This is a genomic window from Bacillus sp. MC1252 (assembly GCF_056838025.1).
The window spans coordinates 1,106,927-1,132,596 of sequence record NZ_CM166369.1; the positions used below are offsets into that span (position 1 = coordinate 1,106,927).

Below are 25,670 nucleotides of genomic sequence, written 5' to 3' on the forward strand. Positions count from 1 at the left end.
TCAATTTTGGGGTGACACAAGCATGAAAGGTTATTTAAATTTAGAAGATGGAGCCTCTTTTGAAGGAGATCTGACAGGAGAAGCTGGCATTACTGGTGAAGTGGTCTTTTTTACAGGCATGACAGGTTATCAAGAGGTGCTCACAGATCCTTCCTATAAAGGTCAGATCATTGTTTTCACCTATCCACTGATCGGAAATTACGGCATCAATCATGAAGATTTTGAGAGCAAAAAGCCACAAGTAAAAGCGGTGGTTGTCTATGAGGCAGCTGAGCATTTTTCTCACCATCTTGCTGCGGTAAGCTTAAAAGAGTATTTACAGAAGTGGAACATTCCGCTTCTTACACATACAGATACTCGTGCAGTCGTGCAAAACATCCGGGCAAATGGCACAATGAACGCTGTATTAAGTGTAGACGAAAACGAAACGCCGCCGGCGATGAAACAAGACAATGTAGTAGCTCAGGTCACAGAAGATGAGATCTACACACAAGGCAGCGGCGAGGAACATGTGGCGCTCATTGATTTTGGCTATAAAAAGTCAATTGCAGATTCACTTGTGGCGCGCGGCTGTAAAGTAACAGTCATTCCATATAAACAAATGGAAAAGGTGTTTGAGATCAAGCCGGATGCGATTCTTCTGTCAAACGGACCTGGAGATCCCAAAACAATGAAACCATATTTAAAGACCATTCATGACATCATGATGACCTTCCCGACACTTGGCATTTGCTTAGGTCATCAATTAATCGCTCTTGCACTGGGTGGGGATACGTATAAGCTTCCTTTTGGTCACCGCGGAGCGAACCATCCCGTACAAGATACAGAATCAAAACGTGTCTTCATGACAAGTCAAAATCACAGCTATGTTGTGAATGAAAAAAGCATGAATGACAAAGAAGTGGATGTGAAATTCCTTCACGTCAATGATGGATCTGTAGAAGGATTCATTCATAAAGAGAAGCTGATTATGTCCGTTCAATTTCATCCAGAAGCACACCCAGGACCTGCTGAAAGTGAATGGGTATTCGATGATTTTATTGAGAAAGTGAAACAAGCAAGGAGAGAAGTCGCACATGCCTAAAGATCAAAGCATACAAACCATCCTAGTCATCGGGTCTGGTCCAATCATCATTGGTCAGGCAGCAGAATTTGATTACTCAGGAACACAAGGATGTATGGCCTTAAAAGAAGAGGGCTACAAAGTCATCTTAGTGAATAACAACCCAGCAACCATTATGACAGACGAGTCATTTGCTGATGAAATCTATTTTGAACCGCTTTCAGTTGATTCAGTGACAAGAATCATTGAAAAGGAAAAACCAGATGGTCTTTTAGCCAACCTTGGCGGACAGACCGCTTTAAACCTTGCTGTCGAGTTAGAAAAAGCCGGTGTGCTGAAAAAGCATGGGGTTACACTGCTCGGAACGTCAGTTGAAACAATTGAAAACGGTGAAGATCGAGAGAAGTTCCGTGCTCTCATGAAACATTTGAACGAACCTGTGCCAGATAGTGAAATTGTGGATAATGCGAAAGATGCCCTTCAATTTGCAAAAGAAGTAGGTTTCCCAGTCATTCTTCGACCTGCGTACACACTTGGCGGTAAAGGTGGAGGAATTGCTTTAACAGAAGAGGCGTTTAAACCGCTCATTGAAGGAGCCCTTTTAGCGAGTCCGATTCATCAGTGTTTAGTAGAAAAAAGCATTGCTGGCTTTAAAGAAGTCGAATATGAGGTCATGAGAGATCGTCAAAATACGTGTATCACTGTATGTAACATGGAAAATATCGATCCAGTTGGTGTGCATACAGGAGACTCAATTGTCGTTGCACCCTCCCAAACATTAACGGATCAGGATTATCAAATGCTCCGTTCAGCGAGCCTGAAAATTATTTCAGCGCTGGCCGTAGTCGGCGGTTGCAACATTCAATTTGCTCTTGATCCACTCAGTAAAGAATACTTTGTCATCGAGGTAAATCCTCGGGTCAGCCGTTCTTCAGCTCTTGCATCAAAAGCAACAGGCTATCCGATTGCAAAAATGGCTGCAAAGCTTGCGGTGGGCTATACACTAGACGAATTGAAAAACCCGCTCACAGGCACAACTTATGCTAGCTTTGAGCCGGCACTTGATTATGTCGTCGTGAAATTCCCGCGCTGGCCGTTTGATAAATTTAAACATGCAGATCGTAAATTAGGCACAAAAATGAAGGCGACTGGTGAAGTCATGGCCATTGACCGTAATTTAGAGTCTGCCATTCAAAAAGCAGTCGCCTCACTTGAAATCAAAACAAAGGGCTTTCACTTGCCAGAACTGAAAGAGCAATCGACTGAACAATTATTTGAATTAATCAAAACGCCAGACGATCGTCGTTTTTTCGCAGTCATGGAGCTTCTTTCTAGACAAGAAACGGTTGAAACGATTCATCAAATGACGAAAATCGATCTATTTTTCTTACATGTGTTCAAACATATGATTACACTCGAGCAAGAGCTGAAGAATCATAAGGGAACTCTATCCAAAGACACCTTGAAAAAGGTAAAGGAAAAGGGCTTTCTTGATGAAACGATCGCTTCTCTCACGGGAAGCAGTGAAGAGGCAATTAGACAGCTTCGCCAAGAATATGGCATTGCCGCTTCATTTAAAATTGTCGATACTTGTGCTGCGGAATTTGATGCGAAAACGAATTATTTCTATTCCACATACTTTGGGAAAAGTGATGGAGAGCATCAGGAGAAAACAAAGCAGCGTGCATTGATCATTGGCTCTGGTCCAATTCGAATTGGGCAAGGAGTCGAGTTTGATTATAGTGCAGTACATGGGGTTCTCACCTTGCAAAAGCTTGGATTTGAAACCATCATGATGAACAACAATCCAGAAACGGTAAGTACCGATTATGAGATTGCAGATCGTTTATATTTTGAACCCATTACATTAGAGCATATCTTAAACGTTGTGGAAGCGGAACAAATTGATTTCGTCATCGTCCAATTTGGCGGGCAGACAGCGATCAACGTAGCAGAAGGTTTGGAAAAAGCCGGTGTCACTTTGTTAGGTACGTCTTTTGACACACTAGATGCGCTAGAAGATCGTGATTTGTTCTATCAGCTTCTTGATGAACTGAAGCTTCCTCATGCAAAAGGAGCTACTGCTCATTCAAAAGAAGAAGCACTCGCGCATGCTGCAAGCATCGGTTACCCTGTGCTAATTCGCCCATCGTATGTCATAGGCGGAATGGGAATGATTGTTGTTCAATCTGAAGCGCAATTAACGTCACTGCTTGATCAGCCTGATCATTTGCCATATCCGATCTTAGTTGATGAATACGTCACTGGAAAAGAAGTTGAAGTGGATCTCATTTCTGACGGAAAAACAACCTTCATTCCAACGATCGTTGAGCATGTTGAGAAAGCTGGCGTGCACTCAGGTGACAGCTTTGCCATTTTACCAAGTGTCTCCATCAGCGAGGAGATCAAACAGCAGGTGTATAACGCATCTGAACAAATAGCGGAGAAATTAGCATTCAAGGGCATTATGAATATCCAATTTGTGATCAAAGGCGGTCAGGCACTTGTATTAGAGGTGAATCCTCGGGCAAGCCGGACTGTCCCAGTAGTCAGTAAGGTAATGGGCATTGAAATGATTCCGCTGGCAACACAGTTATTAGCTGGTGCGACGCTTGAAGAACTGAACCCTTCAACGAAAAACAAAGGGGGAACAGCTGTCAAATTCCCAGTTTTCTCATCACATGCCATTCAAGATATCGATTTAAAACTGACACCAGAAATGAAAGCGACAGGTGAAGGAATGTGTGTAGGCAAAAACGTCGAAAGCGCCTTGAAAAAAGTGTTTGCGTCCATCTGGCGTCAGAAAGGAAGTCTCTTTATACAGGGTAGTGAACTGTTAATAGATGAAGCGAAACATGCAGGCTTTGATGTCTGGACTGGCAGCTTTGAATCTTGGCTGCAACAAGGCGATAAATCTCTTCACATTCATTTAGGGGAAGATGAAGAGGCAAAAGAGCAGCGTGTAAAAGCTCTCACACATGGTGTTCAAGTACTAACCGAATATGAAACAGCTCAAGCATTCCTGCAAGGGAAAGAGGGAGATGTGTCGCCCGTATCTCTCCATGAATTATATAAAAAGGAAGTGACGGCATGAATCAAGTAGACGTGCAACCAGCATTATACGGAAAAGACTTTTTATCGTTAAAGGATTTCTCTATCCAAGACATTGCGTACTTAATTGAAAAAGCGGAAGAAATGAAACAAAATCCATATCAGAATTTATTCAAAGGGAAAACGTTAGCGATGATCTTTGAAAAATCCTCTACTAGAACTCGTGTATCGTTTGAAGCGGGAATGACGCAGCTAGGAGGGCACGCGCTCTTCCTCAGCTCAAATGATTTGCAAATTGGCAGAGGAGAAACGATTAGTGATACCGCCCAGGTGCTGTCTGGCTATGTAGATGGCATTATGATTCGGACCTTTGAACATGAGAAGGTAGAGGAGCTTGCAAAATACGCGTCCATTCCAGTCATCAACGGACTGACGGACTACTCCCATCCATGTCAGGCGCTTGCTGATTTATTGACGGTGAAAGAAGCAAAAGGGACATTAAAAGGCGTCAAAGTGGCGTATATCGGAGATGGAAATAACGTGGCTCACTCCTTGATGGTCGGCTGTGCGCAGCTAGGCTGTGACATTGCGGTCGCATCCCCAAAAGGCTATGAACCACTCCAAGACGTGACAGATACTGCACGTGAGTTTGCAAAACAATCAGGCGCAGAAGTGATTGTTACGACAGACCCTGTAGCAGCTGTTCAAGATGCTGATGTCATTTATTCAGATGTGTTTACAAGCATGGGGCAGGAGGTGGAAACAGAGAAACGTCTAGCTGAATTTAAAGAATATCAAGTCAATGATGAACTGATGCGTCATGCAGCAAAGGACTATATCTTCCTTCATTGTCTGCCTGCACACCGCGGAGAAGAAGTAACAGCAGACATTATTGACGGGCCGCACTCAAGAGTATTTCAGCAGGCAGAAAATCGCCTTCATGTGCAAAAAGCGTTAATCAAAGAGCTCATGTATCAACAAACCAAATAAACCTAAATGTGTCCCTGACTCGTATGAGCAGGGACTTTTTGCATATTGGATTGGAGAGGCAATGGAAGGGACATAATAACATCAATCGAGAAAGGAGGATGGAAAATGGGTCAGAAGCATCAGTTTAAATCTGGGAATAAAGCACCTAATAATGGTGTCTATATCGAAATCGGTGAAACCGGAAGTATGGTGAAAGATCCTTTAAAGATTAAGCTCAAAGCAGGCGACGTCTTTCCGGATAACTCGAACCATAACCGTGTTTGGACCTACCAAAGAAAGCCGTAAGCAATTGACTAAGAGTCCATGTGAATAAGTCTTTAGAGGCATGTGTCATGCCTCTTTTTTCTTTATAATAAAAAACAATTAAGTTCAAATTTTCAAATAAATAGTATGAAAAAAAGAGAATGTAAGGTAAAATATGTAATTATTAATAGAGATGTTGAAAGGATTTGTGTGATGGAAAAGACGAATCTCAGTGAAAGTGTTTGGAATAAACGCTTCACCTCATTATTCATATCAAGACTCATTAAAAATAGTGGAGAAAGTTTTGCTTTTACATCCGTTCTTTGGCTATTGATTTTAAGAGGGGATGGAGCGCTCGGTACAGGACTTCTTCTAGCAGTTACAGTTCTTCCTTCATCATTGTTAGCCCCAATACTAGGACCTCTTATGAAAAAGCACCATTTGTCTAAATGGATGTTCGCTTCAGACGTCGTTCGAGCAACAATTGTACTCATTATTCCACTACTGCACTTTTCGTATCTATTGCCCCTATGGTTATTGATCTCATTAATGGTGATTCAATCGGCAACAGGTGCAGCATATAACCCAGCTTCTGTGGCCATCTTACCGCAGATTGTTCCAAAGCATCTCATTCAAAAAGCAAATGCGATCCTGCAATCTTCTTTTGAAATTGTCGCACTTGCAGCAGTGATGGTAGCTGGTCTCTTGGTCAAATTAATTGGACCTGCAGATACACTGCTGATCACAACTGCCTTATTTATCATATCTGGCCTGTTTATTATTGGCGTCAAACTAAAGAAGACAGACGAAGAAAAAGCAGCAGGCATTAAACAAGCAAAGAATACATATCTGTATAACTTAAAAAGAGGCTTCCTTGTTGTCAAAAATCATCACATTTTATTTGCACTGACGCTGTATTGTATTTTAATGAATGTCGCAGCTGCCCCGTGGCAGGCACTATCCGCTGTATACGTAGCAGAAGCGCTGCAAAGTGATTCAATGGTGTATTCCATTTTAAGAGGCGTTGCCGCAGTGGGCGCATTTATGATGGGCTTTGCGCTGGCAAAGGTGAAAATTAAAAGATTTGGTTTGTTCTTTATTGTCGCTGGAATGATTGAAGGGGCAGCGTTCTTTATCACAGGGATGAGCACATGGCTGCCGGTCGTTCTGCTTGCTTCCTTTATTTTTGGCGCCGCCGTCAGTGCGATTAATGTACCGGAAATGGTCATTATTCAAACATCAGTTGACCAGGAGGATCAGCCGCAAGTATATGCTGTGATCAATGCATCATCAAATGTCTTTCTCCCGCTTGCAGCAGTCGTATCGGGTGTCCTGGCAGAAAGATTTGGAGCGGGACTTGTCATTGCTGGCGGAGGAGTGCTTGAAATTTTATCAGGCATCGCGATCTTCCTGTTTACAGGGCTTGCGAAAAGCCATTTGACAGCAGACAAACAGAACGCTGAAACGGTTGAGATGTAAACCAATAAAAAACCCCCTGTATTCAAGACAGGGGGTTTTAGACTGTTGACAAAGGGCTAAAATCATCATTTTAGCTCTTTTTCAGCAACTTACGTATTAAGAGTGTTTTGTTGAACTTTCCGTTTCTTTCATTGGACTTACTTCAGCAAAGATGAATAAAATAACCGTAAACACAATGGCAAGAATGGAAGTCAAAGTAAAATCATAAGCAGCTCCATTCATTGATGCAACGATGTAACCAGCCATATGTGTCAGCAGAAAAGTCCAAATGAGGGTGATAATATAATGCATAATCCCACCGTCCTTTATGTAACAATCTATTGATTATCATACCATAGATACGAGTTAAGGGAAAAGACTGTTTTCCGCCTTTATGTGACCATTTTTAGACCTTCTGCTATAAAAATGAAAAGAATTCTTCTGTCTTTAGGGGATTTCCCTATTCCTACAAGAGTTGTTGTTCATATCATAGAAAGCAGAATCACTGAAAGGAGGCTGGCCATATGGGTGTAAGCGAACGGTTTTTTCAGCTTGGTTCCCAGTGGAACGTCATTCACCTTCCTCAAAAACCAAATGGCTTTGGCATTCTTATCCTCGGTGACCGAAATCACTTTGTGCAGGAAAATACATCATTCTGGCTTCAGCATTATGGAAGAAACCAGCTTTTAACTGCCTTAAAGGATGAAGGATATACATTGTTTAATAGTCATCTTCATGGGAATCACTGGGGATGCGAAGATGCTGTTTTTAGTGCAAAGCAGCTCGTTCATCACACATTAAAACAGGAAATATTAAACCGGGAAATTCATGTGCTGGCGGAAGGGATGGGGTCACTTGTCGCCATGAGCCTTGCCGAAGAGATGCCAGAAGTGCTAAGGTCCATTGCGATGGTGAATCCATGTTTGCATCTGCATGCACAAAGAGAAAGAGAAAAGGAACACAAATTCTTTTACAAACAGCTGATCAAAGAGTTAGCGCAGAGCTATGGCTGCTCTGAAAAGGAAGCTGAAACGTATCCACTGCCTTCTTGCCCCGTTCATTCAGCTCATGTACCGATTCACATATGGCAAAGACTAAGCGGCGCACCATATTCATATGAACTTCACGCAAAGCCTTTTATCGATCAGCATATGATGAATTCAGAACATTGTCAGGTCGATCTCACCTTGCATATGTTTGATCATCCAAGAAGAATCTTTCAGTCCATTCACAAGTTTTATAAATCGCATGAAAGAGAATTGTAATGAATAGGATGATAACAGCCCTTCATGGAAAGGGCTCTTCTTTTTATTCGATATGCTAAAAAAGGGGACATGAACATGGAAACAGGACTGATCATAGGTGCAGATGAATTTTTTGGCCTGACACTTTGTGAATATATGATAAAAGAGGGCATTCAAGTGGATATCACGTGTCCTCAAGAGTATACAGAAAAACAAAAGATGCTATTAGAAGAGCGGATGATGTGGCTCGGCCGGAATGACCTCGTCTGTGTCATTGACCTTCAGGATGGCAAAGAGACATATGACCTGATCTTTATTCAATCAGAGGAACCACATGAAAGAGAGACAGACATCAAAGCGAAACATGGCATGTACCGGATACTGTTCGAAGAACCCGAAGACAAACTGTCCAAACAGAATGTGCCAGCTGTTATTCTTCCTCGCATGTTTGGACCATGGACACTCGATGAAGAAAGAAGAACAAAGAATGACCACTCAGTTTTTGTAGAAGATGTCGCAAAGGAACTTTTGAAGTGGGCGTCGAGCACCAACCAAAGACAGGATATGACGCATCAATTGAAGGTAGAAAGCCAAACAGATGACAAACAAGCAGAAGAAATGATCGCAGATTGGAAAAGACAAAACTCAACATTTTTCGACAAAAAGCAAGAATGATCTTCCATCTTATCTTTTTTCAGTATAAAATAAACCTATATTTAACATACAGGTTCATGCCTGCATGTTGCAAAGGGAGTTGAACATGGCATGAAGTACCAACGGCTTGTCATGATCTTTTCGTTCCTTCTCCTATTATCTGCCTGCTCGCAGGCGCCTTTAAAAGGACATATTGAGAAGGTGGGTTTACTCGTCCCCGATACGATCAATGATCAAGTTTGGGGAACGAAAGGTTATAAAGGCTTACTAAGTATTCAATCGACATTTGGTGTAGATGTTTATTATAAGGAAGGAATGGTCGACAAGGAGAAAATCGTTGATGCCATTGAAGAATTTCATAAAAAAGGAGTCAATTTGATCATTGGCCATGGCAATGAATACAGCGAAATTTTTAACTTGATCAGTGAAGATTATCCCAAAACACAATTTATTACGGTCAATGGATCCAAGCCTCAGGCAGACAATGTCACAAACGTGACGTTTAAAGGAGAAGCCATGGGTTTTTTCGGAGGCATGACAGCAGCGCATATGTCAAAAACCAAAAAGATTGGTATTCTTGCTACATACGATTGGCAAAGCGAAGTAGACGGCTTTATCAAAGGCGCAAAATATCAAGATGAACATGTGCAAGTGCTAGCGGAATTTGTCGAAAACTGGGACGATGCTGACAAAGCTGTGGATCTGTATCAAAAATTGAAAAAACAAGGCGTAGATGTTGTGTATCCAGCAGGTGATGGTTATAATATCCCTGTCATTGAACAAATCAAAGCCGATAATTTATCAGCTATCGGGTATGTCACCGATCAATCCAACCTCGGAAGTCATACCGTCTTAACGAGCACAGTACAGCATGTCGATAAAGCGTATAGTATCATTGCGAAGAAGTTTAATGAAGGCAAGCTAAACGAACAAGATGAGTACTCCTTTGACTTTAAAGAAGGAGTGATCGAAATGGGGAAATTTAGCTCAACCATTGACCGCGCTTTTGTGAAAGACATTGAGAGTGATATTGCGTATTACAAAAAAACAGGCAAACTGCCAAATGAAAAGTGAGGACATTGAACATGCAGCACGAAAAATCGATGGAGTTTTTACAAATTGCCATGAAGTATTTCCCGCAGGCAAAAGAAGAATTAGATAAAGCGGGGATTCAGCTTGAGCCTGAAGCTCTTCAGCCGCTTCTATCATTATTTACATCGGTCATGCAAGAGGCGTATGAGCTTGGAAAAGCAGATGCAGAATCAGAAAAAGCCACACAATAGTGGCTTTTTTTTATGATAATTTTTTCTTGAAGGCACTAATCATAGGGCCAACATCTTTAAACACAGGCTTCAGCTCGTCGATCGAGTTCATAATGTTCCCGATCTGATTCATGACATGCATATAGTCGATTGAGTCATCATTTGATGATGTATCCGCACGTTCCTCCTTTGCTTCTGTCTTGCTTTTCTCCTTTTCAAGTGGCTGACCAAACATCATTGCCGAGAAAATATCCTTTTGCGCCATATCACATGTTCCTTTCTACTATTGGTATATCATTAATCTATGAAAAAAGTGAGAGGAAAGGTTAGACGTTTGTATTGCCAAGGAGAAAAAAATAAGGTAAAATTAGTACCAGATACTAATATAAGATCACAATATCACATGCTCGTATGAGTAAAAGGAGTCTTATTCAATGAATGCTGGAATTATTGGCCTTGGCCGCTATATACCTGAAAAAGTATTAACAAATCATGATTTAGAAAAAATGGTTGAAACTTCTGACGAGTGGATTCGTACTAGAACAGGTATAGAAGAAAGAAGAATTGCATCTGATGATGTCAATACATCACATATGGCGCTTGCTGCTGCAAAAAAAGCATTAGCTGACGCAGATGTGGCTGCAGAAGATATTGATATGATTCTTGTGGCGACAGTCACGCCAGATCAAGCATTTCCGACAGTCGCTTGTATGATTCAAGAACAGCTCGGTGCACATAAAGCATGTGCAATGGATATTAGTGCTGCTTGTGCTGGCTTTATGTATGGGCTTGTTACTGGAAAACAATTTATCGAATCAGGAACTTTCAAGCACGTGCTTGTCGTTGGCGTTGAAAAGCTTTCTCGTATTACCGACTGGGATGACCGCAATACAGCTGTTTTGTTTGGAGATGGAGCAGGTGCTGCTGTGTTAGGATCAGTCAGCGAAGGTAAAGGAATTCTATCATTTGAGCTTGGAGCCGATGGAACCGGCGGGAAGCACTTGTACTTAGATGAAAAAGATCATACAATCATGAATGGACGAGAAGTATTTAAATTTGCTGTAAGACAAATGGGCGAGTCAAGTGTAAACGTCATCGAAAAAGCTGGACTATCGAAAGAAGACGTTGATTTCTTGATCCCGCATCAAGCAAATATTCGCATTATGGAAGCAGCACGCGAACGCTTAGAACTGCCAGTCGAAAAAATGTCGAAGACTGTCCATAAATATGGAAACACATCAGCAGCATCCATTCCAATTTCACTATGTGAAGAAATCGAAGCCGGAAAAATTCATGACGGTGATGTGATTGTAATGGTTGGTTTTGGTGGCGGATTAACGTGGGGCGCAATCGCTATGCGATGGGGCCGATAAAAGAGTGAGGTGCACAAATTAATGGATAAAAAGCGAGTAGTTGTTACAGGATTAGGTGCTTTGACACCTCTTGGCAACGATGTAGAGTCAACGTGGAAAAATGCTGTAGCAGGTGTATCAGGTGTTGGACCGATCACACGTGTCGATTCAAGTGAATATACCGCAAAAGTAGCTGCAGAACTAAAAGATTTTAACATCGAAGATTACATGGAGAAAAAAGAAGCGAGAAAAATGGCGCGCTTCACTCAATATGCAGTTGTTGCTGCTCAAAAGGCTTTAGAAGATTCACGCCTTGAAATCACAGATGAAATCGCACCGCGTGTTGGTGTATGGGTTGGGTCTGGTATTGGCGGACTTGAAACATTTGAAGAGCAGTTTGAAGTGTATTCAAATAAAGGGGCAAGACGTGTAAGCCCATTCTTTGTCCCAATGATGATTCCAGATATGGCGACAGGTCAAATTTCAATTGCACTTGGCGCAAAAGGAGTTAACTCTTGTACAGTCACAGCATGTGCAACAGGTACAAACTCAATTGGTGATGCATTTAAAGTCATTCAGCGCGGAGATGCTGATGCCATGATCACAGGCGGAACAGAAGCGCCGTTAACAAAAATGTCGTTTGCAGGTTTCTGTGCGAACAAAGCCCTTTCGACAAATCCTGATCCAGACACAGCAAGCCGTCCATTTGATAAAAACCGTGACGGATTTGTCATGGGTGAGGGCGCTGGGGTTATTATTCTTGAAGAACTAGAGCATGCGTTAAAACGTGGTGCGACCATTTATGCAGAAATCGTTGGATACGGTTCGACTGGTGATGCATACCATATTACAGCTCCTGCTCCAAACGGAGAAGGCGGCGTCCGCGCGATGAAAGAAGCGATTCGAGATGCAGGTTTGACTGTGGAAGAAATTGATTATATCAATGCCCACGGAACAAGCACACCTTACAATGATAAATTTGAAACAATGGCCATTAAAGAAGTGTTCGGAGAGCATGCGAATCAGCTTGCGATCAGTTCGACAAAATCAATGACAGGTCACTTACTTGGCGCAGCAGGCGGAGTAGAAGCGATTTTCTCTGTTCTTGCGATTAAAGACAGCGTCATTCCTCCAACGATTAACCTTGAAACACCGGATGAAGAATGTGACCTTGACTATGTAGCAAATGAAGCACGTTCAAAAGAAGTTCAAGTTGCTTTGAGTAACTCACTCGGTTTTGGCGGGCATAATGCGACAATTATCTTCAAAAAATACGAAGCGTAATACTTCCTGAGCAGGCGGCGATCAATAAACAGATCGCCGCCTTTTTGCATATGATGAAAATGGAGGTGTTAAACGGTATGGGTCTGATTAATACACAATATCTCATCCATCAATCATCATCATTTCAGGAGCTTGCGGCGCGCTTTGTCCCTTATTTTAAAGGAGCAGCAGAAAAGGAATGGTCCTCTATTCTCTCCCATTTACAGCATCACGGGATGGTGCGGTCTTGGAACCCATGCCAGGAAATGATCGACAAGCTCAAAGAAAAAGGGTACTTTAAGCTCGTCATGAAAGAATACAAAAAGCTGCAAAAACAGTGGGGAGGCCCTGACGTCCCTGTGTTTATTTTACCTGTAAATGAGAGCAGTAAAGAAATCAGAGAGCAATTTTATTATCAATCCGGCATGGCATTTGACGACAAGGTTTTTCTCTTTTTATCGCCAAACACCCCAAAAGAGCGTATCGGTACATTGCTGACACATGAATATCACCATGTATGCAGGTTGCATTTTCTCACGAAAGAAGAAAAAGATTTTACATTCCTTGATACAATCATGATGGAAGGGCTGGCTGAATATGCTGTGTATCATAGATACGGAGAAAGCTTTACAGCCAAATGGACTACATTATATGACGAAGCGCAGCTTCAGCGCATGTACAAGAAATGGGTATCCAGTCACCTTCATAAGAAAGTCCAGGACGACGAAAGACTGATACAGAATCTCCTTTATGGAAAAGGGAACTACCCCAAAATGCTTGGTTACGCCACTGGGTTTTATATCGTGAAAAAGTATTTCAGTGAGCATCGAATGAGCGAGGAGTCTATGATTGCAGAGCCAGCCGAAACCTTTTTAAAAGCGATAGAATCATAAAGTGAATGATTCACATAAAAAGAGGTAAATTACAAATTTACTAAATACTTCTTGATTTCGTCATGTTGATGTAATAATATACAAATATAAAATTTGATAATTCTTTTTATTCTAAAAAGACGGAATATTTAGATTTGGTTCTATTGATCTATGGAGAAAGGAGCGAATGAATGAGCGTACTACTTGAAGTGCAAAACTTAAAAACATATTTTTTTCGAAAAAAGGAACCGATACCTGCTGTTGATGGTGTTGATTTTAGCATCAACAGAGGAGAAACTGTCGCATTAGTCGGTGAGTCTGGATCTGGCAAAAGCATTACGTCCTTATCCATTATGGGTCTGATCAATGGGACTGGTGGAAAAATCATGGACGGTTCCATCAAGCTTGATGGAAAAGACCTTGTTACATATGGTGAAAAGGAATTATGCAGTATTCGCGGTAATGATGTATCCATGATCTTTCAGGAACCCATGACCTCACTTAATCCAGTCTTAACCATCGGGGAACAAATAACAGAAATCCTCATCTATCACAAAAAAATTTCAAAAAAAGAAGCCACCAGAAAAGCGATTGACCTGCTGAAGCTTGTTGGTTTTTCTCGCCCAGAACAAATCATCAAAGATTATCCGCACCGTTTATCCGGCGGCATGCGGCAACGAGTTATGATTGCCATTGCGTTAAGCTGTGATCCGAAGCTTCTCATTGCAGATGAACCAACAACCGCTCTAGATGTCACCATTCAAGCGCAGGTGCTCACCTTGATGAAAGATTTATGTGCAACATTTGGTACATCGATTCTCCTCATAACACACGATTTAGGTGTTGTGTCTGAAGTGGCAGATCGAGTGATTGTCATGTACTGCGGACAGGTAGTTGAAAATGGAACCGTCGAGGAATTGTTTGATGAGCCGCTTCATCCTTACACAGAAGGACTGCTTGAATCGATTCCTGTCATTGATGGAGAGATTCAGCCATTAACGGCGATAAAAGGAAATGTCCCTGCGCCAGATCAGCTTCCGGCTGGCTGCCGCTTTGCTCCTAGATGCCCGAAAGTCAAAGATCGCTGCATGGGGGAATTGCCAAAGCTGAAAACATTAGAAAATGGCAGAAGCGTCAGGTGTTTCTTATATGAGGAGGCAAGCCAAACATGACACTTGCTGAAAATCAGCCACAAATGACAGATCTTCCAGAGAAAGAAACCATTCTTGAACTGAAAAATATTCAAAAGCACTTTCCAATTAAAGCGGGAATTTTGCAGAAGAAAGTAGGTGCGGTCAAAGCTGTTGACGGCATAGACCTCAAGATTTATAAAGGTGAAACGTTAGGCATTGTCGGGGAGTCAGGATGCGGTAAATCGACATTAGGACGGACAATGATTCGCTTATATCAACCAACAGAAGGACAAATTCTATTTAAAGGGCAAGATATCTCTCACATATCTGAATCAAAACTAAGACAATCTACAAGAAAAAACATCCAAATGGTTTTTCAGGATCCCTTTGCATCACTCAACCCTAGAAAAACACTTCGAAGCATCATCAAAGAACCCTACAAAACACATCATTTATACTCCTTAAAAGAAAGGAATGAAAAAGTAGAACAGCTTTTATCAAAGGTAGGTCTTCATCCAAGCTTTGCGAATCGCTACCCGCATGAGTTTTCTGGTGGACAGAGGCAGCGGATCGGCATCGCTCGTGCGCTTGCCATGAATCCCGAGATGATCATAGCAGATGAGCCTGTTTCAGCACTCGACGTATCCATTCAGGCTCAGGTCATTAATCTGATGGAGGAGCTTCAGGAAGAATTTGACCTGACCTATCTATTTATCTCTCACGACCTAAGTGTGGTCAGGCACATTAGTGATAGAGTAGGCGTCATGTATCTCGGCAAAATGATGGAGCTTGCCGATAAGCACAGTCTGTACGATGAACCGCTCCATCCGTATACTCAAGCACTGCTTTCTTCTGTTCCGATCACCCGTAAAAAAGGTCAGGTGAAGAGAGAACGGATTATGCTGCAAGGTGATCTACCAAACCCTGCGAATCCGCCAAAAGGCTGCGTGTTTCACACAAGATGCCCGCATGCGAAAGAAATCTGTAAAGAAAAAGCACCAGCATTTCAGGAATTAAGAACGAACCACTTTGTTGCCTGCCATCTCTACGACGCTTAAAACAGCTTGTATGATCTCATCTTTGAGAGGGGGGATAAAGCGGCATCTGTCAGCATTTCTAAAAAAAGATAGGGGGAATTGTACATGAAAGGTAGAAATCAAAAATCCATTCTGGTCAGTTTACTGCTGATCTTTACACTGATACTTGCGGCTTGCTCTGGTGGAAATAAAACATCTGGGGACAGTGAAAAGAAATCCACTGGTAAGCCTGTACAAGGCGGAGACCTTGTCATTGGTTCAATTGCAGAGCCTACGTTATTTAACTCGCTGTATTCAACAGATGTGGCAAGCTCTGATATTGAGGAAAGAATCTACAGCTTCTTACTTCAAACAGACGGAAAACTCAACCCGCAGCTATCGCTGGCAGAGGATATTAAAGAATCTGATGACGGCAAACAGTATGATGTGACCATTAGAAAAGGTGTGAAGTTTCATGATGGTGAAGAACTGACTGCTGATGATGTTGTGTTTACATACAGCATTCCGATCAATAAGGACTACAACGGAGAGCGTGGATCAGGCTTTGAAGTATTAGATTCTGTCAAAAAGACAGGGGATTACTCTATTGAATTCAAGCTCAATAAAAAAGATCCGTATTTTTATAATGTCACACTAGGAAGCTATGGCATTTTGCCTAAGCATATTTTAGGTGATGTGCCTGTCAAGGATCTCGGCGAAAATGAATTTAACCGAAAAAAACCAATCGGTTCAGGTCCATTTAAATTTGCAGAGTGGAAAGAAGGAAACTATGTCAAACTAGAAGCCTTTGATGATTATTGGGATGGCCGTCCATACCTTGATACGGTCACCATTAAAACCATTCCTGATCAAAATGCAGCCATTGCCCAGCTATCAGCAGGTGATATTGATTTCTTTGCTGTACCGGGAGCAGAGCTGCAAACAGCTGAAAAAGTCAGCAACGTCAAAATTGAATCTGATCTAGGGCTCAATTATTCATATATTGGCTGGAACCAGAAAAATGATCTCTTCAAAAGTAAAAAGGTCCGCCAAGCTCTTACACATGCCATTGATCGTCAAACGATTGTCGATCAAGTGTTAGATGGAGACGGTAAAGTAGCCAACATTCCGGAAAGTCCGCTGTCATGGAACTACCCAAAGACTGAAAATGTCCCAGTGTTTGAATTTGACCAAGAAAAAGCGAAAAAGATGCTCAAAGAAGAGGGCTGGGAGGATTCAGATGGAGATGGCTATCTTGATAAGGATGGCAAAAAGTTCTCCTTTGTATTGAAGACGAACCAAGGAAACAAAGTGCGTGAAGATATCGCTGTCGTTGTACAGCAGCAGCTCAAAGAAATTGGCGTTGAAGCGAAGCCGCAAATTGTGGAGTTCAGTGCATTAATTGAACAGACCACACCGCCTAAGTGGGATTATGATGCTTTGTTGCTCGGCTGGAGCCTTGCAACATTCCCTGATCAGTTCAGCATCTTCCACTCAAGTCAGTCAGAAAAAGGCTTGAATAACATTTGGTATAAAAATGAAGAGGTCGATCAGCTGCTAGTTGATGCGAAGAACTTAAGCGATCGAAAAGAATATTCGAAGGCGTATGAAAAAATTTATGAGCTGATCGCAGAAGACCAGCCGTATACGTTCCTTTATTATGCCAACTCACATCGTGCAATGCCATCTAATCTCCAAGGCTACTCTTACCACCCGAAAGATGAGTATTACAAAATCGAAAAATGGTGGATTGAACAGTAGGCAGCTTGTGAAGAAGGGGAGTCTTCTCCCCTTTTTATATCACAGTATGGCCATCCGATGAAAAAGGAGTTGTGCACATGGTTACATATATCATTAGAAGGACATTGCTTTCCATTCCCATCTTGTTTGGTATTACGATTTTGTCCTTTGCCATTATGAAAGCAGCACCAGGCGATCCGATGTCACTCATGATGGACCCTACCATTAGTGCCGCAGACCGGGAAGCCTTTATTGATAAGTACGGCTTGAACGATCCCGAATATGTGCAATATATGAAATGGCTTGGCAATATGCTTCAAGGTGATTTTGGCACATCCATTGTAAAAAAGGGAACCCCCGTGGCTGATTTGATCTTTGCGCGGCTGCCAAATACCCTCATCCTCATGATTTTTTCTACATTAGTTGCCCTGATCATCGCCATCCCATTGGGTGTCCTTTCAGCAAAACGTCCGTATACAAAGCTTGACTATGGCATTACGGTTACATCATTTATCGGACTGGCTATTCCGAATTTTTGGTTTGGTCTGATCCTCATTATGGTGTTATCTGTGAATCTAGGGTGGTTCCCAACTGGTGGAGTCTCTACCTTGAATGCCGATTTTAATGTGTTTGACCGGCTTCATCACATCATTTTACCAGCCTTTGTTTTAGCAACTGCTGATATGGCAGGGCTCACGCGTTACACAAGGTCGAGTATGCTGGATGTCATGCGGCAGGATTACATTCGCACTGCACGAGCGAAAGGCTTCAGAGAAAACAAAGTCATCTTCAAGCATGGCTTAAGAAACGGTTTGATGCCTGTCATTACGATTTTTGGCCTCATGATTCCATCCTTTATTGGCGGCGCGGTCGTGGTGGAACAAATATTCACATGGCCCGGTCTTGGAAAGCTGTTCATCGATTCTGCCTTTTCAAGAGATTATCCGGTGATTATGGCGATGACCGTTATTTCCGCAGTGCTAGTGGTTGTTGGAAACTTAATAGCGGATATTTTATATGCGATCGTTGATCCGCGTATTGAGTATTAGAAGGGAGCTGAAGCACAATTGGCACAGCCTAATATGGGAACACCACCTGTTGATCTCAAATTAAAGGAAGGCCTTCCGCCAAAACCTGAGACGATGCTGCGTTTATTTTGTGAGAAATTTTTCAAAAATAAATTGGCGGTTGCCGGCTCCGTTATTTTATTGGTGATCATCTTTTCGGCCATTTTTGCTCCATTGATCGCCCCTTACGCACCAGAGCAGCAAGATTTATTGAAGCGGCTCCAGCCGCCAAGTGCAGAGCATTTTATGGGAACTGACAAGTTTGGCCGCGATATTTTTTCAAGGGTGCTTTATGGAGCGCGTGTCTCTCTTTTAGTTGGCTTCGTCTCAGTGGTCGGAGCGATCACCATTGGCACCGTCGTTGGAGCGGTAGCAGGCTACTTTAAAGGATTTGTTGATTCTGTATTAATGAGGTTTGTTGATGTCGTGCTGTCTATTCCGGACATCTTTCTATTGATCACGCTAGTGACGATTTTCAAACCGGGCATTGATAAATTGATTTTGATCTTTGCTTTGACCGGCTGGACAACAACCGCCAGACTGATCCGCAGTGAATTCTTATCCCTGCGAACAAGGGAATTCGTATTGGCGGCAAGAACGATTGGAACGAAAAACCATGTCATCATCTTTTCGCATATTTTACCGAACTGTATCGGTCCTATCATCGTCTCTGCTACGTTGAAAGTAGGTTCCGTCATTTTAGCAGAATCGACGCTCAGCTATCTAGGGTTTGGCATTCAGCCGCCAACGGCGAGCTGGGGCAACATGCTGCAAGATGCACAAAATTTCTCGATTATGGTGCAGGCATGGTGGTATCCGCTTTTCCCAGGTTTACTGATCCTGCTCACCGTCCTATGCTTTAATTTCTTAGGAGATGGACTGAGAGATGCGCTTGACCCTAAAAAACTAAAGTAAGGTTTACACCTTCATAACAAGTTGAATGGGACTTTGCAATACGTTCTCCGTTTCCTTGATGAAATAAAGAAATGCAAACCGTCATTCGTTCAGCTGGAAGTTTTGATAAAGTTGGAATAATTTCTCTATCCCTTGCCCATACTGTGGACAACAGTTTTTAAAAAGTGAGGGATTGGTTATGTTATTTCTTCATGACGTATGGGTGAATTGGTTTGAAGGGGAAGAAAATGGCTACAATGTGTGCCATTTTCATGAGTGGCGCAAGGAGGACAGTGTCGAGTTGTTAGATCAAGTGCCTTTACTCAAGGTGCAGAGTCCTTTGTTTGATTACATAGAGAATGATCTATCAGAGCTGCCGAAAACGCTGCTAGAATCTGTATTTGAGAAATCATATATTCGAAAAAATCATGAACGGCGAAAATTAGAGTATTGCTTTGTCGTAACCGACGGCATCCGAATCATTGCTGTTGATACGATTGGGTATTCCATTCCTGTGAGAAAAAGCCGCTTAATCCCAAGACAGGAGCAACTGGTGTACGAAATGGTGAAAGATGTAAAGGCAGAGGAATATGAATTCTCTAAAGACAGTCTTGAGTCGACGAAAGAGTATCATATTTTATCATTGCCGCCGCAGCACATCAGTGGATTAACGAGAAAAGAAAGACAGCTGAAGCAGCTCATGTTTATGGCGCTCGATCAATTAAAAGGACTTCAAAATAGGGCGGAAATTGCGTATTGGTATACGGAATGGAATCCACGTATGTACAACCAAATCAAACGAATGTCATTCGAGGAAATTTGGAACATGCTTTACAATGAAACAATTGACGGGTGGTCTGAAAACCATTTAGCATTCTGTGAAAAAATGATTAAAGGACAGCCGTTTTTCGAAAAGCTTTGGGAAATGGAAAACGAGTCAAAAGTGAATTAGAAAAAGCTTGCAGCGTGATGAGCTGCAAGCTTTTTTTATTTGCGTTTTCTGCCAAGACCCATCGCATTCTCCATTTTTTTCAGCATTTTGTTTGCCGCGCGGTTTGCCTTTTCAGCGCCTTCGTCTAGAATGCGGTCAAGCTCGTCTGACTCAATGAGTTCATAGTATCGATCTTGTATAGGTTTTAAAGCATCAACCACAACGTTCGCAAGATCTCCCTTAAACTCACCATAGCCTTTGCCTTCATACTTTTGTTCAAGCTCCTCAATAGATACGTTACCTAATACAGAATAAATCGTCAGCAAGTTGGCGATTCCAGGCTTGTTTTCTTTGTCATACTTGACGATGCCCTCTGAATCAGTGACTGCACTTTTAATTTTCTTTTCAAGCTGCTTTGGTTCATCTAATAAGGTAATGAAGGATTTTTGGTTCGGATCGGATTTGCTCATCTTTTTCGTCGGGTCTGTTAATGACATGATTCGAGCGCCTTCTTTTGGAATCTTCACTTCAGGTACAGTGAAGATGTCATTATACTTTCGGTTAAAGCGTTCAGCAAGCGTTCTTGTCAATTCAAGGTGCTGCTTTTGGTCTTCTCCGACAGGTACTAAATCAGTACCGTATAATAAGATATCGCCAGCCATTAATGGCGGATACGTTAACAGGCCAGAAACGACAGCTTCCTTACCAGCGGATTTGTCCTTAAATTGAGTCATTCTTTCTAATTCCCCAATATAAGCGACACATTGCAGCATCCAGCCTGCCTGGGCGTGGGCAGGTACCTCTGATTGGATAAACAATGTCGCCTTCTCTGGATCAAGTCCTACTGCCAAATAAAGAGCCGCTAAGCTTCTAATATTTTGACGAAGAGCTAGCCGGTCCTGACTCACCGTAATCGCATGCTGATCCACCACACAAAAATAGCCATGATAGTCATGCTGCAAATCAACAAATTGCTTCATTGCCCCAATGTAGTTCCCTAATGTCACAGAACCGCTAGGCTGAATGCCTGAGAAAATCGTCTTCTTTGTCATATTAAAACCTCATTTCTTCAATATAAAAAGGCCCACCCATCACTTTTCAACAGAAAAGGGACGAATGAACCGCGGTACCACCCTTGTTATTTCGATCAGAAATCACTCAAGACGTTGATATCGGAGACTGCTCCGTCTAAGCCTACTCACTTTTTAGAAGTGTTCGGTTAGCTGCTCCAAAGCCCATTCCATACATGCCATTATCTGCTCACACCGGCCGCAGACTCTCTGTAAATGGTGAATATATGTACTCTTCTTTTTCATCGCAACAGTATGTCTATCTATTATAAAGGATGACCATGAAAAAGTCACGAAGCCCTTGTGTGACCTTCTCATCATGTCGTTTGACACTTTAAATTTTAGATAAAATAACAACTATCTGTCAGAATTTTTTAAAAAAGGATGATTAATTATATGTATAAAACATTATTCTTGCTGAATTTGTTTAATTATTTTAATCAATTTACGCTTTAATTTGTTGAAGTGATTGAGACTTTAGTTTATAAAAATCCCTCTTTATCCCCATTTACGTTTTTTAAAAATATGTGAAATTGATATTGCAATAAATTATTCTATTCATTATAATGAATTTGTTCACACGTTTGTGCTAGGCTCTTTACATAGTGAAAATTCAGAAAAAACAAAAGAAATAGAAAGTAAGCTATTTAGGGACTTTTTTACGCTATTTCTTAAATCTGAATCTCATCTTCTATCGAGACCTTTGAACTAAAACATATTATAAGGGGGAATACAGTTGAAAAAGCGTTGGTCTGTTGTTACTTTAATGCTTATTTTCACACTTGTATTAAGCGCTTGTGGTTTCAGCGGAAACAAATCAGGCGACAGCACGAGCAGTTCTGGAGAGGCTAAAACAACATTAAATGTGAATATCTCCACTGAGCCTTTTTCTCTACATCCGGGACTGGCAAATGATTCAACTTCAGGAAGTGTCATCCGTCAGACTTTTGAGGGATTAACAAGAATTAACGCTGAAGGAAAGCCAGAAAATGCGATGGCTTCTGATATCAAAACAAGTGCTGATGGTAAAACATACACATTCACACTTCGTGATGCAAAATGGTCTAATGGTGACCCTGTTAAAGCAGAAGATTTCGAATATGCTTGGAAATGGGCATTAGATCCTAAAAATGAATCTCAATATGCTTACCAGCTTTACTATATTAAAGGTGCTGAAGCAGCAAACAAAGGGAAAGCGAAAGTTGCTGATGTTGGCATTAAAGCTAAAGACGACAAAACGCTTGTAGTTGAGCTTGAGAACCCAACACCGTTCTTTACTGAACTAACTGCATTCTATACGTATATGCCAGTCAACAAAAAAGTGGCTGAAAAGAATAAAAACTGGTACACAAATGCTGGTGAAAACTACGTATCTAACGGACCATTTGCTCTTACTAAATGGAAACATGGCGGTTCTATCACGCTTGAGAAGAACAATGAATACTGGGATAAAGATACTGTAAAATTGAAAAAGATTAACATGTCTATGATCAAAGATACAAACACTGAGCTTAGCATGTTCGAAAAAGGCGAGCTTGACTGGGCTGGTTCTCCAACTGGAAACCTTCCTACTGAGTCTCTAAAAACATTGAAAAATAAAGGCAATCTTAAGATCCAGACGATTGCAGGTGTTTATAATTATAAATTCAACACTGAAGTAAAACCTTTAAACAATGCAAACATCAGAAAGGCACTTGCTTACTCAATCAATCGTCAAGCGATTGTTGACAAAATTACACAAGGTGAACAAGTTCCAGCTATGGCAATCGTTCCTCCAACAATGGAAGGTTTCGAGGACAACAAAACTGGCTACTTCAAAGATCATGATGTAGCAACTGCAAAAGAATTTCTTGAAAAAGGTGTGAAAGAATTAGGTTATAAGTCAGTTTCTGATCTTCCAGCATTGAAACTTTCTTACAACACGGATGAAGCTCACCAAAAGATTGCACAAGCAATTCAAGAAATGTGGAAGAGAGACTTAGGCGTGAAAGTTGAACTTGATAACTCTGAGTGGAACGTTTATATCGATAAACTTCACAGTGGAGATTACCAAATCGGACGTATGGGCTGGTTAGGTGATTTCAACGATCCAGTGAACTTCCTTGAGCTTTACAAAGATAAAGACGGTGGAAACAATGACACTGGTTGGGAAAGCAAAGAGTATAAACAATTATTGAATGATTCTGCGAAAGAAACAGATAAAACGAAGCGTGAAGAAATGCTGAAAAAAGCAGAAGAAATTCTCATCAACGATATGCCTATAGCACCAATCTACTTCTACACTCAACTTTGGGTACAAGATCCAAAACTAAAAGGTGTAGTTGTATCTGGACTCGGTGATGCACAATACAAATGGGCACATTTCGAAAAGTAAGAGTTATAGTGTAAGAGATCTACGGCAAGGATCTTAAGGTATATGGAGGATGTCTCTCCATATACCTTTCTTGCTGATTAGAGAAATTGTTGTAAAATCATGGAGGTGCAATTCCGTTGCTTAAATATATCGGTAAGCGATTAATATATATTTTAATCACACTGTTTGTTATTGTAACTGCAACTTTCTTTCTCATGCAGGCAGCACCTGGTGGTCCATTCTCTGGAGAGAAGAAACTTCCTGCTGAAATTGAAGCAAACCTAAACGAGCACTACGGGTTGGACAAGCCCTTATTTGTTCAATATGTAAGCTACTTAGGTTCCGTTGCAACATTAGATTTTGGCCCCTCATTTAAATATAAAGGACAAACCGTAAATGACTTAATCAGTTCTGGATTCCCCGTTTCCTTTACCCTCGGAATTGAGGCAATTCTCCTCGCATTAGCATTTGGTGTATTGTTTGGGGTCCTTGCAGCGCTCTATCATAACAAGTGGCAAGACTATACGATTGCCATTTTAACGATCTTTGGAATTTCAGTTCCAAGTTTCATTTTAGCGGCGCTACTACAATATGTATTTGCATCTGAGGCAAGCTTCTTTGCGATTTTCCCAGTTGCAGGATGGGAGTCTTGGGCCAGCACCGTACTACCTTCTATTGCACTTTCCTTCATGCCAATGGCATTTATCGCTAGACTTGCGCGGTCAAGTATGCTTGAAGTACTAAACAGTGACTACATTAGAACGGCTAGAGCGAAAGGATTAACGAAAACAGCTGTTACGATCAAACACGCGATTCGAAACGCATTGTTACCTGTCATTACATACATGGGACCAATGGCAGCTTCGGTTTTAACAGGTAGTTTTGTCGTTGAGAAGATTTTTGGTATTCCTGGCTTAGGCTCTCACTTTGTCACAAGCATTACAAACCGTGATTACACCGTCATCATGGGTGTCACAGTCTTCTACAGTATTATTCTATTAATCAGTATTCTAGTCGTTGACGTCCTCTACGGTATTATCGATCCTAGAATTAAACTGACGAAGGCGAAGAAAGGGGTCTAACACATGGAAGAGATGAGAAAAGATTTATTTGTGCCCGCGACGGCTGATGCAGCAGAATCTGAAAAAATTTCTAAACCGAGTCTATCTTTATGGAAGGATGCTATGCTTCGCTTCCGTGCAAATAAACTTGCAATGGTTGGGCTCGCAATCATTTTTATTATTGTGATGCTGGCAATCTTCGTTCCGATGTTTTCTAAATATGATTACTCTACGACAGATTTGCTTAATGCAGACCAGCCGCCTTCAAAAGAGCACTGGTTCGGTACGGATGATTTAGGCCGAGACATGTTTGTTCGTACATGGGTAGGGGCAAGAATCTCGATCTTTATCGGTCTTGCTGCAGCTATTCTTGACGTGATCATCGGTATTATCTGGGGAAGTATTGCTGCATTCAAAGGCGGTCGTACGGACGAAGTGATGATGCGTATTGCAGACGTTTTATGGGCAATCCCAACACTATTAATGGTTATTTTAATGATGGTTGTTCTGCCAAAGGGATTATTAACAATTATCCTCGCCATGACAGTTGTAGGCTGGATTAACATGGCACGTATTGTTCGGGGACAAGTTTTACAATTGAAGAGCCAAGAGTACGTTCTTGCTGCACAAACATTAGGTGCGAAAACATCTAGACTTTTATTTAAACACTTAATTCCAAACTCAATGGGACCAATTCTTGTGACGATGACATTAACAATTCCTTCTGCTATTTTCACAGAGGCATTCTTGAGCTATCTAGGGCTTGGTGTACCGGCTCCATTAGCGAGCTGGGGAACAATGGCATCTGACGGAATTCCGGCCATGACGTACTATCCGTGGAGATTATGGTTCCCAGCCGCATTTATCTGTATTACAATGTTTGGTTTTAACGTGGTTGGAGACGGACTAAGAGACGCTTTAGATCCGAAGTTGCGTAAATAAGGAGTGATTAG

At 41.6% G+C, this 25,670-nt stretch carries 24 protein-coding genes and 1 other annotated feature; of the genes, 21 read left to right on the plus strand and 3 right to left on the minus strand.

Annotation, left to right across the window (positions count from 1 at the left end; genetic code table 11):
• Window positions 1-22: 22 nt before the first annotated feature.
• From ACYH0L_RS05475 to ACYH0L_RS05495, 5 genes are all read left to right on the plus strand, one after another.
• Window positions 23-1,084 carry a carbamoyl phosphate synthase small subunit gene (locus tag ACYH0L_RS05475; RefSeq protein WP_230030914.1) on the plus strand — a complete coding sequence of 354 codons (1,062 nt, stop codon included), beginning with the start codon at window positions 23-25 and terminating at the stop codon, window positions 1,082-1,084.
• The gene (locus tag ACYH0L_RS05480) at window positions 1,077-4,157 is read left to right on the plus strand and encodes a carbamoyl phosphate synthase large subunit (protein WP_327925053.1); all 3,081 of its coding nucleotides are present in this window, start codon (window positions 1,077-1,079) and stop codon (window positions 4,155-4,157) included. The genes ACYH0L_RS05475 and ACYH0L_RS05480 overlap by 8 nt, the downstream gene beginning before the upstream one ends.
• Window positions 4,154-5,104, plus strand: a complete 951-nt coding sequence (argF, locus tag ACYH0L_RS05485; RefSeq protein ID WP_230030912.1) for an ornithine carbamoyltransferase — start codon at window positions 4,154-4,156, stop codon at window positions 5,102-5,104. The genes ACYH0L_RS05480 and argF overlap by 4 nt, the downstream gene beginning before the upstream one ends.
• 105 nt (window positions 5,105-5,209) lie before the next feature.
• Window positions 5,210-5,389, plus strand: a complete 180-nt coding sequence (locus ACYH0L_RS05490) for a YjzC family protein (protein WP_041110112.1) — start codon at window positions 5,210-5,212, stop codon at window positions 5,387-5,389.
• 171 nt (window positions 5,390-5,560) lie between these two features.
• Window positions 5,561-6,826, plus strand: coding sequence for an MFS transporter (locus ACYH0L_RS05495; RefSeq protein ID WP_230030911.1), 1,266 nt, complete (start codon window positions 5,561-5,563; stop codon window positions 6,824-6,826).
• A gap of 96 nt (window positions 6,827-6,922) precedes the next feature.
• On the opposite strand, the gene ACYH0L_RS05500 is transcribed toward ACYH0L_RS05495, so the two are convergent.
• A complete protein-coding gene (locus ACYH0L_RS05500; RefSeq protein WP_034322948.1) occupies window positions 6,923-7,117 on the minus strand; it encodes a YjzD family protein in 195 nt (64 codons plus the stop codon).
• Between the two features lie 212 nt (window positions 7,118-7,329).
• On the opposite strand from ACYH0L_RS05500, the gene ACYH0L_RS05505 reads away from it, so the two are divergent.
• From ACYH0L_RS05505 to ACYH0L_RS05520, 4 genes are all read left to right on the plus strand, one after another.
• Window positions 7,330-8,070 carry a hypothetical protein gene (locus ACYH0L_RS05505; RefSeq protein WP_099728281.1) on the plus strand — a complete coding sequence of 247 codons (741 nt, stop codon included), beginning with the start codon at window positions 7,330-7,332 and terminating at the stop codon, window positions 8,068-8,070.
• A 75-nt stretch (window positions 8,071-8,145) separates the two neighbouring features.
• Window positions 8,146-8,724 carry a nad binding enzyme gene (locus tag ACYH0L_RS05510; RefSeq protein ID WP_099728280.1) on the plus strand — a complete coding sequence of 193 codons (579 nt, stop codon included), beginning with the start codon at window positions 8,146-8,148 and terminating at the stop codon, window positions 8,722-8,724.
• A 90-nt stretch (window positions 8,725-8,814) separates the two neighbouring features.
• Window positions 8,815-9,777 carry a BMP family ABC transporter substrate-binding protein gene (locus tag ACYH0L_RS05515; RefSeq protein ID WP_099728279.1) on the plus strand — a complete coding sequence of 321 codons (963 nt, stop codon included), beginning with the start codon at window positions 8,815-8,817 and terminating at the stop codon, window positions 9,775-9,777.
• An 11-nt stretch (window positions 9,778-9,788) separates the two neighbouring features.
• Window positions 9,789-9,986 carry a ComZ family protein gene (locus ACYH0L_RS05520; RefSeq protein ID WP_099728278.1) on the plus strand — a complete coding sequence of 66 codons (198 nt, stop codon included), beginning with the start codon at window positions 9,789-9,791 and terminating at the stop codon, window positions 9,984-9,986.
• A 10-nt stretch (window positions 9,987-9,996) separates the two neighbouring features.
• Here the strand turns inward: ACYH0L_RS05520 and ACYH0L_RS05525 are convergent, their stop codons facing one another.
• Window positions 9,997-10,230 (minus strand): hypothetical protein, encoded by a 234-nt coding sequence (locus ACYH0L_RS05525; RefSeq protein WP_099728277.1) that lies wholly within the window; start codon window positions 10,228-10,230, stop codon window positions 9,997-9,999.
• 169 nt (window positions 10,231-10,399) lie between these two features.
• On the opposite strand from ACYH0L_RS05525, the gene ACYH0L_RS05530 reads away from it, so the two are divergent.
• The 9 genes from ACYH0L_RS05530 to ACYH0L_RS05570 all read left to right on the plus strand — a co-directional run bounded on the left by ACYH0L_RS05530 (window position 10,400) and on the right by ACYH0L_RS05570 (window position 20,254).
• Window positions 10,400-11,338, plus strand: a complete 939-nt coding sequence (locus tag ACYH0L_RS05530) for a beta-ketoacyl-ACP synthase III (RefSeq protein ID WP_099728276.1) — start codon at window positions 10,400-10,402, stop codon at window positions 11,336-11,338.
• Window positions 11,339-11,359: 21 nt separating this feature from the next.
• A complete protein-coding gene (gene fabF / locus ACYH0L_RS05535; protein ID WP_099728275.1) occupies window positions 11,360-12,601 on the plus strand; it encodes a beta-ketoacyl-ACP synthase II in 1,242 nt (413 codons plus the stop codon).
• Between the two features lie 77 nt (window positions 12,602-12,678).
• Window positions 12,679-13,473, plus strand: coding sequence for a DUF2268 domain-containing putative Zn-dependent protease (locus ACYH0L_RS05540; protein ID WP_230030909.1), 795 nt, complete (start codon window positions 12,679-12,681; stop codon window positions 13,471-13,473).
• A gap of 170 nt (window positions 13,474-13,643) precedes the next feature.
• Window positions 13,644-14,624 (plus strand): ABC transporter ATP-binding protein, encoded by a 981-nt coding sequence (locus ACYH0L_RS05545; RefSeq protein ID WP_099728273.1) that lies wholly within the window; start codon window positions 13,644-13,646, stop codon window positions 14,622-14,624.
• Between the two features lie 23 nt (window positions 14,625-14,647).
• On the plus strand, window positions 14,648-15,643 hold the full coding sequence (locus ACYH0L_RS05550; protein WP_256499658.1) for an ABC transporter ATP-binding protein: 996 nt from the start codon (window positions 14,648-14,650) through the stop codon (window positions 15,641-15,643).
• 84 nt (window positions 15,644-15,727) lie between these two features.
• Window positions 15,728-17,362 (plus strand): peptide-binding protein, encoded by a 1,635-nt coding sequence (locus ACYH0L_RS05555; RefSeq protein WP_230030907.1) that lies wholly within the window; start codon window positions 15,728-15,730, stop codon window positions 17,360-17,362.
• Between the two features lie 77 nt (window positions 17,363-17,439).
• Complete coding sequence (locus tag ACYH0L_RS05560) at window positions 17,440-18,390, plus strand: ABC transporter permease (protein ID WP_099728270.1); 951 nt, start codon at window positions 17,440-17,442, stop codon at window positions 18,388-18,390.
• 33 nt (window positions 18,391-18,423) lie between these two features.
• A complete protein-coding gene (opp4C, locus tag ACYH0L_RS05565; protein WP_099728304.1) occupies window positions 18,424-19,323 on the plus strand; it encodes an oligopeptide ABC transporter permease in 900 nt (299 codons plus the stop codon).
• A gap of 178 nt (window positions 19,324-19,501) precedes the next feature.
• Window positions 19,502-20,254 carry a YjbA family protein gene (locus tag ACYH0L_RS05570; protein WP_039177811.1) on the plus strand — a complete coding sequence of 251 codons (753 nt, stop codon included), beginning with the start codon at window positions 19,502-19,504 and terminating at the stop codon, window positions 20,252-20,254.
• Window positions 20,255-20,289: 35 nt separating this feature from the next.
• Here ACYH0L_RS05570 and trpS read toward each other — a convergent pair whose 3' ends face one another.
• The gene (gene trpS / locus ACYH0L_RS05575) at window positions 20,290-21,285 is read right to left on the minus strand and encodes a tryptophan--tRNA ligase (RefSeq protein WP_099728269.1); all 996 of its coding nucleotides are present in this window, start codon (window positions 21,283-21,285) and stop codon (window positions 20,290-20,292) included.
• Window positions 21,286-21,338: 53 nt separating this feature from the next.
• Window positions 21,339-21,558 (minus strand) — a binding site (T-box leader).
• 481 nt (window positions 21,559-22,039) lie between these two features.
• Between trpS and ACYH0L_RS05580 the strand changes: the two genes are divergently transcribed.
• From ACYH0L_RS05580 to ACYH0L_RS05590, 3 genes are all read left to right on the plus strand, one after another.
• Window positions 22,040-23,677, plus strand: coding sequence for a peptide ABC transporter substrate-binding protein (locus ACYH0L_RS05580; RefSeq protein WP_256499462.1), 1,638 nt, complete (start codon window positions 22,040-22,042; stop codon window positions 23,675-23,677).
• A 116-nt stretch (window positions 23,678-23,793) separates the two neighbouring features.
• Entirely contained in the window at window positions 23,794-24,738 is a 945-nt protein-coding gene (locus ACYH0L_RS05585; protein WP_099728267.1) for an ABC transporter permease, read from the plus strand.
• Window positions 24,739-24,741: 3 nt separating this feature from the next.
• Window positions 24,742-25,659 (plus strand): ABC transporter permease, encoded by a 918-nt coding sequence (locus tag ACYH0L_RS05590; protein ID WP_099728266.1) that lies wholly within the window; start codon window positions 24,742-24,744, stop codon window positions 25,657-25,659.
• Window positions 25,660-25,670: the final 11 nt, after the last annotated feature.

Excerpts from the sequence above, each read along its gene's own strand:
- ACYH0L_RS05475 (WP_230030914.1), top strand. The coding sequence starts at position 23 with ATGAAAGGTTATTTAAATTTAGAAGATGGAGCCTCTTTTGAAGGAGAT.
- ACYH0L_RS05480 (WP_327925053.1), top strand. The coding sequence starts at position 1,077 with ATGCCTAAAGATCAAAGCATACAAACCATCCTAGTCATCGGGTCTGGT.
- argF (WP_230030912.1), top strand. The coding sequence starts at position 4,154 with ATGAATCAAGTAGACGTGCAACCAGCATTATACGGAAAAGACTTTTTA.
- ACYH0L_RS05490 (WP_041110112.1), top strand. The coding sequence starts at position 5,210 with ATGGGTCAGAAGCATCAGTTTAAATCTGGGAATAAAGCACCTAATAAT.
- ACYH0L_RS05495 (WP_230030911.1), top strand. The coding sequence starts at position 5,561 with ATGGAAAAGACGAATCTCAGTGAAAGTGTTTGGAATAAACGCTTCACC.
- ACYH0L_RS05500 (WP_034322948.1), bottom strand. The coding sequence starts at position 7,117 with ATGCATTATATTATCACCCTCATTTGGACTTTTCTGCTGACACATATG.
- ACYH0L_RS05505 (WP_099728281.1), top strand. The coding sequence starts at position 7,330 with ATGGGTGTAAGCGAACGGTTTTTTCAGCTTGGTTCCCAGTGGAACGTC.
- ACYH0L_RS05510 (WP_099728280.1), top strand. The coding sequence starts at position 8,146 with ATGGAAACAGGACTGATCATAGGTGCAGATGAATTTTTTGGCCTGACA.
- ACYH0L_RS05515 (WP_099728279.1), top strand. The coding sequence starts at position 8,815 with ATGAAGTACCAACGGCTTGTCATGATCTTTTCGTTCCTTCTCCTATTA.
- ACYH0L_RS05520 (WP_099728278.1), top strand. The coding sequence starts at position 9,789 with ATGCAGCACGAAAAATCGATGGAGTTTTTACAAATTGCCATGAAGTAT.
- ACYH0L_RS05525 (WP_099728277.1), bottom strand. The coding sequence starts at position 10,230 with ATGGCGCAAAAGGATATTTTCTCGGCAATGATGTTTGGTCAGCCACTT.
- ACYH0L_RS05530 (WP_099728276.1), top strand. The coding sequence starts at position 10,400 with ATGAATGCTGGAATTATTGGCCTTGGCCGCTATATACCTGAAAAAGTA.
- fabF (WP_099728275.1), top strand. The coding sequence starts at position 11,360 with ATGGATAAAAAGCGAGTAGTTGTTACAGGATTAGGTGCTTTGACACCT.
- ACYH0L_RS05540 (WP_230030909.1), top strand. The coding sequence starts at position 12,679 with ATGGGTCTGATTAATACACAATATCTCATCCATCAATCATCATCATTT.
- ACYH0L_RS05545 (WP_099728273.1), top strand. The coding sequence starts at position 13,644 with ATGAGCGTACTACTTGAAGTGCAAAACTTAAAAACATATTTTTTTCGA.
- ACYH0L_RS05550 (WP_256499658.1), top strand. The coding sequence starts at position 14,648 with ATGACAGATCTTCCAGAGAAAGAAACCATTCTTGAACTGAAAAATATT.
- ACYH0L_RS05555 (WP_230030907.1), top strand. The coding sequence starts at position 15,728 with ATGAAAGGTAGAAATCAAAAATCCATTCTGGTCAGTTTACTGCTGATC.
- ACYH0L_RS05560 (WP_099728270.1), top strand. The coding sequence starts at position 17,440 with ATGGTTACATATATCATTAGAAGGACATTGCTTTCCATTCCCATCTTG.
- opp4C (WP_099728304.1), top strand. The coding sequence starts at position 18,424 with ATGGGAACACCACCTGTTGATCTCAAATTAAAGGAAGGCCTTCCGCCA.
- ACYH0L_RS05570 (WP_039177811.1), top strand. The coding sequence starts at position 19,502 with ATGTTATTTCTTCATGACGTATGGGTGAATTGGTTTGAAGGGGAAGAA.
- trpS (WP_099728269.1), bottom strand. The coding sequence starts at position 21,285 with ATGACAAAGAAGACGATTTTCTCAGGCATTCAGCCTAGCGGTTCTGTG.
- ACYH0L_RS05590 (WP_099728266.1), top strand. The coding sequence starts at position 24,742 with ATGGAAGAGATGAGAAAAGATTTATTTGTGCCCGCGACGGCTGATGCA.